The 8010-nt window shown below is 63.9% G+C and carries 7 protein-coding genes; 3 read left to right on the top strand and 4 right to left on the bottom strand.

The genetic code is table 11. The annotated features are described in order from the left end of the window. Window positions 1-305: 305 nt before the first annotated feature. Window positions 306-533: a hypothetical protein gene (locus EAH84_RS15375; RefSeq protein WP_140872853.1), complete on the bottom strand. Its 228-nt coding sequence runs from the start codon at window positions 531-533 to the stop codon at window positions 306-308. A gap of 993 nt (window positions 534-1526) precedes the next feature. On the opposite strand from EAH84_RS15375, the gene EAH84_RS15370 reads away from it, so the two are divergent. From EAH84_RS15370 to EAH84_RS15360, 3 genes are all read left to right on the top strand, one after another. Next, window positions 1527-2237: a response regulator gene (locus tag EAH84_RS15370; RefSeq protein ID WP_140872852.1), complete on the top strand. Its 711-nt coding sequence runs from the start codon at window positions 1527-1529 to the stop codon at window positions 2235-2237. A gap of 59 nt (window positions 2238-2296) precedes the next feature. Further along, the gene (locus EAH84_RS15365; RefSeq protein WP_140872854.1) at window positions 2297-3559 is read left to right on the top strand and encodes an ATP-binding protein; all 1263 of its coding nucleotides are present in this window, start codon (window positions 2297-2299) and stop codon (window positions 3557-3559) included. Window positions 3560-3708: 149 nt separating this feature from the next. Next, a complete protein-coding gene (locus EAH84_RS15360) occupies window positions 3709-4554 on the top strand; it encodes a TorF family putative porin (RefSeq protein ID WP_140872851.1) in 846 nt (281 codons plus the stop codon). A gap of 51 nt (window positions 4555-4605) precedes the next feature. On the opposite strand, the gene EAH84_RS15355 is transcribed toward EAH84_RS15360, so the two are convergent. The 3 genes from EAH84_RS15355 to EAH84_RS16480 all read right to left on the bottom strand — a co-directional run bounded on the left by EAH84_RS15355 (window position 4606) and on the right by EAH84_RS16480 (window position 7695). Then, complete coding sequence (locus tag EAH84_RS15355; RefSeq protein ID WP_140872850.1) at window positions 4606-5241, bottom strand: carbonic anhydrase; 636 nt, start codon at window positions 5239-5241, stop codon at window positions 4606-4608. Next, window positions 5238-6812: a SulP family inorganic anion transporter gene (locus tag EAH84_RS15350; RefSeq protein ID WP_140872849.1), complete on the bottom strand. Its 1575-nt coding sequence runs from the start codon at window positions 6810-6812 to the stop codon at window positions 5238-5240. Before EAH84_RS15350 ends, EAH84_RS15355 begins: the two co-directional genes overlap by 4 nt. A gap of 736 nt (window positions 6813-7548) precedes the next feature. Beyond that, complete coding sequence (locus tag EAH84_RS16480; RefSeq protein WP_241656654.1) at window positions 7549-7695, bottom strand: amidohydrolase family protein; 147 nt, start codon at window positions 7693-7695, stop codon at window positions 7549-7551. Window positions 7696-8010: the final 315 nt, after the last annotated feature.

Genomic DNA, 8010 nt, shown 5'->3' with positions numbered 1-8010 from the left:
TGCGACACGGTCGCGATTATGATCATGGGCCAGCGATGGCCTGATTCAGGGTTCGCGGCCGCCGCTCGGGCTGCCGTGCACGATGTCTGTGGAGGTGGAAGATAGATGGCTTAACGGTCGAACCGGCGCCCCGGCAGCCTGACTAAAAATGTGGTGTACGACACCGCGAACTTTATGAGGCCCGGAGCGCGCGGAACCCATCTTGGCCAAGGCTCGACCTTGAGACCGGATACGTTGATGCAGACCAGCAAGCTGTCAAAAAATCACCCTTGCAGACGGGGCGGGCCATACGTTTTTTTGGAAGCTCATCCCCTCCGGCCGCACCAGCCGCCAAACCGATACCGGGCAGGTCGCGATGCCGCGCTCGGCCAGTTCGGCAGCGCCTTGAGCGTCAGGTCCGGAACCGCCTTCAAGCGCTCGACCACCAGCGCCCGGAGCGGTTCGGGCAGGCGCTTGCGATATCCGCCCATCGGCTTGGCCGCCGCACTCCCCGTCGCCCGCCGACGTTGCGACCACTTCACCACGCCCGCCACGCTCACCTCGACAGCGCTGCAACCTCCCGGGAGCTTGCGGCCCACCGCCGTCGCCGCAGCCACACGCTCACGATGATCGTTCGAATACGGTCTCGCCATCCATGCTGACCACCATCACAGCCAGCAGATCGAATCAGATCAATCCCTGGGAATCCCAAATCAATTCAGTCAATCAGAAATCTAGTCTACCGATGAAAATGCCGGGAAAGTCTGAGGCTAAATAATTGTAAAAAAAAGGTGGACGCACTTGGGCTCGAACCAAGAACCCGCTGATTAAGGGTGCGTCAATCCACTTACATCATCAATCACTTAATTGCATTCGTGTTTAAAAATAGTTACAATTGCTTTCGATTAGCGATGTCTGGAAACAATCCGTAACGACATAGATTCGCCCCAGATTGCTGGGAGCAGTCTGCGCCCACAGCCGGTCGGGGGTCGGCGCGACGCCTTCGCCTAACACTGATAGGCTGGTTTAACGGCGGCATCGCTCACCAGACTTCTCGCAACGAGTTTGCTTGTTGAAAATCGGTCCGTCCGCTTTTGGGCAACCAATTACGGAAGCCGACATTCGTTCAAAATAACAGCCAAGGCTTCCTTGTCGGTTAAGTGTGTTGTCATTTAGGAGTCGCTAAACTTGATGTGTTCGCAAGCGTCTTGGCTGGGCGCTGCCTGTGGTTGTTAGCGTGCTCAGTTGCGGATTTGGTCTCGCAGAAATAAATGTGGCGCTGAATTCCTATCTTGCCGGCGGGACGGTGGATTTGATGCCGGACGCACGATTCATGGATGGCTTGCGGCGCAGGTGTAGCCAGCGCGGGCGACGACAAGAGGGCGGCGGTAATCAAGGCAAACATCGTAATCTCCGATTGAAGGATGCTGCCTGGGTAGCGACTTGGCATGTCGCCGGTGCCGCCTGTTCGTAACGAATTGTGTCTCGATCCGGCGATGCCAGTGCGCGCGTTGACCCTTGGGCGGCGCCCGACTAACTCGCCGCGCATGACCGCCCCTACCATCCTCCTCGTCGAGGACGACGCTGCACTCCGTACGCTCACCACCCGCGCGATCCAGCAACACGGCTTCGTCGTCCGCCCCGCTTCTGCCGCGCCCGAGATGTGGATCGCGTTGGCGCAGGCACCGGTCGATCTGATCCTGCTCGACATCATGCTGCCCGGGACCAGTGGCATCGACCTGTGTCGCGCGCTGCGCCAGAAGAGCAACGTGCCGATCATCTTCGTCAGCGCGCGTGGCGAGGAGGCCGATCGCGTCGTTGGGCTCGAGCTGGGTGCAGACGACTATATTGCCAAGCCATTCTCTACACGTGAACTGATCGCGCGGATTCGCGCGGTGCTGCGGCGTGGTACAATGGAGCGGTGTTCGAGCGAGCGCGAAAAGGGCATCCTGACGTTCGGCGGGTGGACGGTAACACTGCCGCGCCGCGAACTCACATCGCCGACTGGCGCGGTCGTCGAGCTAACGGGCGCGGAGTTCGACCTGCTCGTGGCGCTGCTCGATCATGCGGGACGGGTCATCGCGCGCGAGCGGCTGATCGAATTGTCGCGGACACGATTGGGCGACAGTTCCGACCGCAGCGTCGACGTGCTGGTCAGCCGTCTGCGCCGCAAGCTATCGACGGATGGTGCTGATGCGCCGATCGTCACCGTCCGCGGCGTCGGTTATATGCTCAACGCGATAGTCGACCGCCGTTGAGGCTGTCGCGCCCTTCGGTCGGTCTGATCGGCCAGCTAATCGCGATCCTGTTGCTGACGATGGTGATCGAGTTCGGCGCGAGCACCCTTCTCTACGAGCGCGCGAGCCAGTTTTCGGTGCGCGACGACGAGGCGCGGCGGCTGGCCGAACACCTCGTGATCGCGCGGCGACTGATCGCCGAGCAGCAGCCCGCCGGACGCTCGACGATGGCGCTCGAACTAACCACGCAGCGTTATGCGGTTGAATGGCGCGAGGCGCTGCCTCCACCGCCCGCGACGGTCCCAGCGCTGTTGTCGATGCGCGAGCAGATCGTCGATTGGGAACCGACGCTGGCGTCATCGCGGCTGCGACTGACGCTGACCGCGCCCGGGCGCAGTTCGGTCGTGACGGGGGGACTTGCCCTCGATGATGGCAGCTGGCTTTATTTCCACACGCTGACCCCGCTCGACAATCTTAGCCTGTCGGGCGCGCGCGTCGCGGTCGCGCTGTTGCCCGCTTTGTTGCTGATGGTTCTCGGCGGGCTGCTCATCCGTCGCGCTCTGCGCCCGATGCGCCAGCTCGCGATCGCCGCGAATCGCGTCGGACAGGGCGACGCGGTCATCGTCGAGCAGGCGGGCCCCGCGGAAGTGCGCCGCGTCATCGTCGCGTTCAACCGGATGCAGGCGCGGATCGAGCGGCTGATCGCCGACCGGACGCAGGCGCTCGCCGCGGTCGGACACGACCTGCGCACGCCGCTCGCGCGGTTGCGGCTACGGTCGGAGGAAGTGCGCGAACCCGCGACGCGCGATGCGATCACGCGCGACGTCGCCGAAATGGAAGCGATGGTCGAATCACTGCTCGCGTTTCTCGGCGGCGGATCGAACCCCGAACCCCCCGTCCGGTGCGACGTCGCGGTGCTGTGCGCGACGGTCGTCGACGACCTCGAGGATCACGGGGTCGTCGCACGGTACGAGGGGCCTGACCATTGCGAGGTCGTCACGCGCCCAGCCGCGCTTCGCCGCGCGCTTGGCAATCTCGTCGACAACGCGATCCATTACGCTGGCTCCGCAACGATCCGGCTGACGCCCTTGCCCGGCAGCTATACGATCGCGGTGCTCGACGAAGGTCCCGGGATCCCGGACGACGCGCTGGCATCGGTCGTCGAACCCTTCGTCCGCCTCGACACCGCGCGAGCTCGCGACACCGTCGGCTTCGGACTGGGCCTCGCAGTCGTCGCACGGATCGTCGAGGACGAAGGCGGTACGCTGGTGCTCGCGAACCGTGTCGAGGGTGGGCTGGCGGCGGCGATCACGCTGCCCGTCGGCGGCATCGGTGCCGCTTAGCAACACTAGCTTACAACCCCGACATTCGTCGGCATCGTCCGACCGGCAAGAAGGATGCGTCCGTGCAGACCGTCGCCAGTCGCCAGCGACTAGAGCGGCGGCGCCACGGACCGCAGGAGGGATCGAACTTTCTTATCGAAGGGGATCCGATGTACCATCATATCGCCGCCGCCGCCGCCCTGGTGGCGAGCGCCCTGACCGCGAGCGCCACGCATGCGCAGGAGACCGCCCCGCCCAAACCGGTGACGGTGTCTGGATCGGTCGCGCTGGTCTCCGACTATCGGTTTCGCGGGGTGTCGCAGACCGACAAAGAGGGCGCGATCCAGGGCGGCCTTACCGTCGCGCACCGAAGCGGGTTTTATGCCGGCGCCTGGGCGTCGAACCTCGCCGGTTGGGGCACGTTCGGCGGATCAAATACCGAGCTCGACCTGATCGGCGGCTACACGCAAGGGATCGGCAACGGCACGATCGATGTCGGGCTTACGTGGTACATGTATCCCGGCGGCGCGGACAAGACCGACTTCGCCGAACCTTATGCCAAGGTGTCGGGGACGATCGGGCCGGTGGGCCTGCTCGCAGGCGTCGCCTATGCGCCGCCACAGCAGGCGCTCGGCCGCTGGTATTTCATCGGTACCGATGCCGCCAGCGGGATCTATAACGATCCTGGCGGCAAGGACGATAATCTGTACCTGCGGGGGGAAGCCAATGTCGGCATTCCGCACACGCCGGTGACCGCAAAGGCACATATCGGCTATTCCGACGGCAATCCCGGGCTCGGCCCAAACGGTACCAGCATCGCGCCGACGGGCCGGTACTTCGACTGGATGCTCGGTGCGGACTATGTGCTGGGGCCAGTTACGCTCGGCATTGCGTACGTCGATACCGACATCGATCGGAGCGAGTCGGCGTATCTGATTCCCAACTTCGGCTCGACGAAGAACGGATCATCGATTGCCGAGTCGCACGTCGTCTTTTCGGTGGGCGCCAGCTTCTGAACGCGACTGGTCGATCGCCGGGATGCCCGGTGACCGACCAACACGCTGTACTCAGAGCACCTTTTCGGGACGCGCGATCGCATCGCGATCAGTGTCGGAATCGATCTGCATCAGCGGATGGAGCAGTCCATCGCGCATGTCGTAGACCCAACCGTGCAGCGTCAGGTCCTGCCCGCGGGCGAAGGCGCGCTCGACGATCTCGGTATAGGACAGCTTCACGAGCTGGTCGCGAACATTGACCTCGACGAGTCGGTTGACCTGCGCCTCGCCTTCGGCTTGCGCGTCGATCTCGTCGCGATGGTTCGCGAGCATCGCGCGCGCGGTATCGAGCCAGCGATCGACCGGCCCCGTCACTCCGCCCGCCAACGTCGCCTTGATCCCGCCGCAGCCGTGATGGCCGACGACGAGGATGTTGGGCACCTGGAGCACGTCGACCGCATATTGCAGGACGCTCATGAGGTTGAGGTCGGCGGGATCGACCAAGTTGGCGACGTTGCGGTGGATGAACATCGTCCCCGGTTGTGCCTGCGTCATCTGTTCGGGGCCGACGCGGCTGTCCGAACAGCCGATCCACAGGAATTTAGGCTTTTGCCCGGCGATCTGCCGCTGGAAGAAGGCGGGGTCCTCGTCGGTGAGTTCGGTCGCCCAAGCCTTGTTGGCGAGCAGGAGCTGGCGGGAATCCCTCATGCGTATACGACCTCCGATTGACGGGCGTTGATCAGCGGCGCCGATCTCCGCGCGACGTCGCCGCGGACGACGACGTCGATGTCACGATAGGCGGCGCCCTTAATGAACGCGTTGATGACGTCGACATTGTCGAGGTCGACATAGCTCGTCGACGACAGGTCGATCAGGACATTTGCGCCGTCGGGGACGCGCGCCAGTTCGCGCTGCAACTCGTATTTATGGATGAAATACAGGTTGCGGCGCGCGCGAACGAGGCAGTCGTCGCCATCGCACGCGAACGTGATCGCGCGACGGAAATTGCGCGCGACGACGAAGACAAAGCCGACCGCGAGGCCGATCACGATCCCGATCAGCAGATCGGTGAACAGGATGGCGAGCACGGTGACGACAAACGGCACGAACTGCGTCCACCCCTTGGCGAACCGCTCGATGAAGAGCGCGGGCTTGGTCAGCTTGTATCCGACCGCGATCAGTACCGCAGCCAGCGCGGCAAGCGGGATCAGGTTGAGCGCGACCGGGATTAGCGCGACTGACAGTAGCAGCCACATCGCGTGCATGATCGCCGATCCCTTGCTCGCCGCCCCGGCAGCGACGTTCGCGGACGAGCGCACGATGACCGAGGTAACAGGCAGCCCTCCGATCATGCCCGACACGATGTTGCCGCTGCCCTGCGCCAGCAATTCCCAGTTCTTGTCGGTCGTGCGGCGCTGCGGATCGATCTCGTCGACCGCCTTGACGCTCAGCAGCGATTCGAGGCTCGCGACGATGGCGAGCGTCAGCGCGGTGATCCATACCGCGCCGCTGCCGATCGCGGTGAAGTCGGGCATCGTGAACAGCCCGACAAAGCCGGTAAGCGTTTCCGCGACGGGAACCTGCACGAGATGCGACGGCCGGAGGTGCCAACCGGGCACTGCCAATGCGAACACCGCGTTTAGAGCGATCCCGATCAGCACCGCGACGAGTGGGCCGGGGACGAAGCGCAGCGCGCCTTCGCCGGGGCGCGCCCGATCCCACCAGAACAGGAAAGCGAGAGCGACGACCGCGATCACCAGCGCGCCGGGCTCAATTCCGCCGGTGATGCCGCGCGCGATGTCGCTGAACGTATTGCCGCCGCTCGAGAAGAATTCGAAGCTGCCCTCGAAATCGCCGCCGTCATAGCCTAACGCGTGCGGGATCTGCTTGAGGATCAGGATCAGCCCGATCGCCGCGAGCATGCCGACGATCACCGATGACGGCACGAACTCGCTGAGCGTACCCCCCCGCGCAAACGAGAAGCCGACCTGGATGACCCCGGCGATGACGACCGACAACAGGAACATCTGGTAGCTCGGCATCGATTCGATCGCGGCGAGCACGATCACGGTCAGACCCGCCGCCGGCCCGCTGACCGACAGTGGCGATTTCGACAGCGTCCCGACCACCAGCCCGCCGACGATGCCCGCGATTAGCCCCGCGAACAAAGGCGCCCCCGATGCGAGCGCGATACCGAGGCACAGCGGCAGTGCGACGAGAAATACGACGATCGACGCAGGCAGATCGCTGCGCCAGTTTTTCAATAAGGATAGGGACAAGAATGCTCTCGCGACAATAAAACCAACCGCGTCTATTCGCACGTTGAGAGTGATCCTATCGTGTCACGTCCCGCGATGTTCCGGCAATCGAGCCCGCGAAACATTTTATAACGAACCCGACAACTTTCAAAACGTGGATGCCATCGGAGGTATGCGCAATCGTTATCGGCATCGTCGCTGAACTGCGCGCGATGATGGAACCGGCGGTGATCGCCGGGGCGGCGGCGCGGGGGCATCCCATTCTGGACGGACGCTGGCTTGCCTTTCTTGGCTGGCACTACACGCCCTGGATATTCACCCTGCTGGCGACCGGTGAGCTGATCACCGACCGGTTGCCTTCGACGCCCAGTCGGAAGGTCGCGGTCCAATTCGCTGGACGGCGGTTGACCTGCGGTGTGCCGGGTGCGGCGATCGGTTACGCCACCGGGTCCTGGGGGGCAAGTGATGGCGGACGATTGGCGGGGATCAGATCAGCGGGAAGCGGGATGAACGGTTCGGCGGCGACTGGCTCAACCCGAATCCAATTTTCGGGAAAGCTGGCGTGCGGTCGGGCAGCGGCGTTACCTGCGCCATCACTTTGGGCGCGGGCATGAATGAATGGCTGGAGTTGGGGAGCCAAATACAGCTCGCGAATGTCTGGCACTGGGTCATCAATGCGGCAAGCCGGTTGGCCGCGGGCCAGCCTGCTCTCCGTATTCAAACCGGTCGCATGCGGGGAGCCGGATTGGACGCTACCTCATCGCATGGGAATCGGCTTACCCATTACCATGACATAGGCGACGTGCGTCACCGCATCGGGATCAACCAGCGGGTCGCCATCGACGGCGATCAGGTCGGCGCTTTTGCCGGGGTCGAGCGTTCCGGTTTCTGCCGACAGGCCCATCAGGTCGGCGCCGCCTTGCGAGCCGCCGAACAGCCTTGCTGCATTCCTCGGTCCCCGTGCAGACAGTGAACATACCCGGCGTAGTCGAGAGGGCGTCGCGCAGGTCCGGCGAGAGACCAACCGCGGGATCGGCGTGGCCGCCAATCATCGATAGCGGCTGGCCTGAGACCTTGATGCGCGGCCCTGGCACGCTGCCGTCACGGATCGCATCGCGCACCGCGATGGCAGATGTGCCGCTGGAGCCGACGTCGCGAACTGTCGTGAAGCCTGCGCGCGCCGTGATCAACGCGTTCTTGACGCCGGTGACGGCCGCGT

The organism is Sphingomonas oligophenolica (genome assembly GCF_006438955.1).
GTDB lineage: Bacteria > Pseudomonadota > Alphaproteobacteria > Sphingomonadales > Sphingomonadaceae > Sphingomonas > Sphingomonas oligophenolica_A.
The sequence above is the reverse complement of the archived record's forward strand: the minus strand, read 5'-3'. Positions and strand labels throughout refer to the sequence as shown.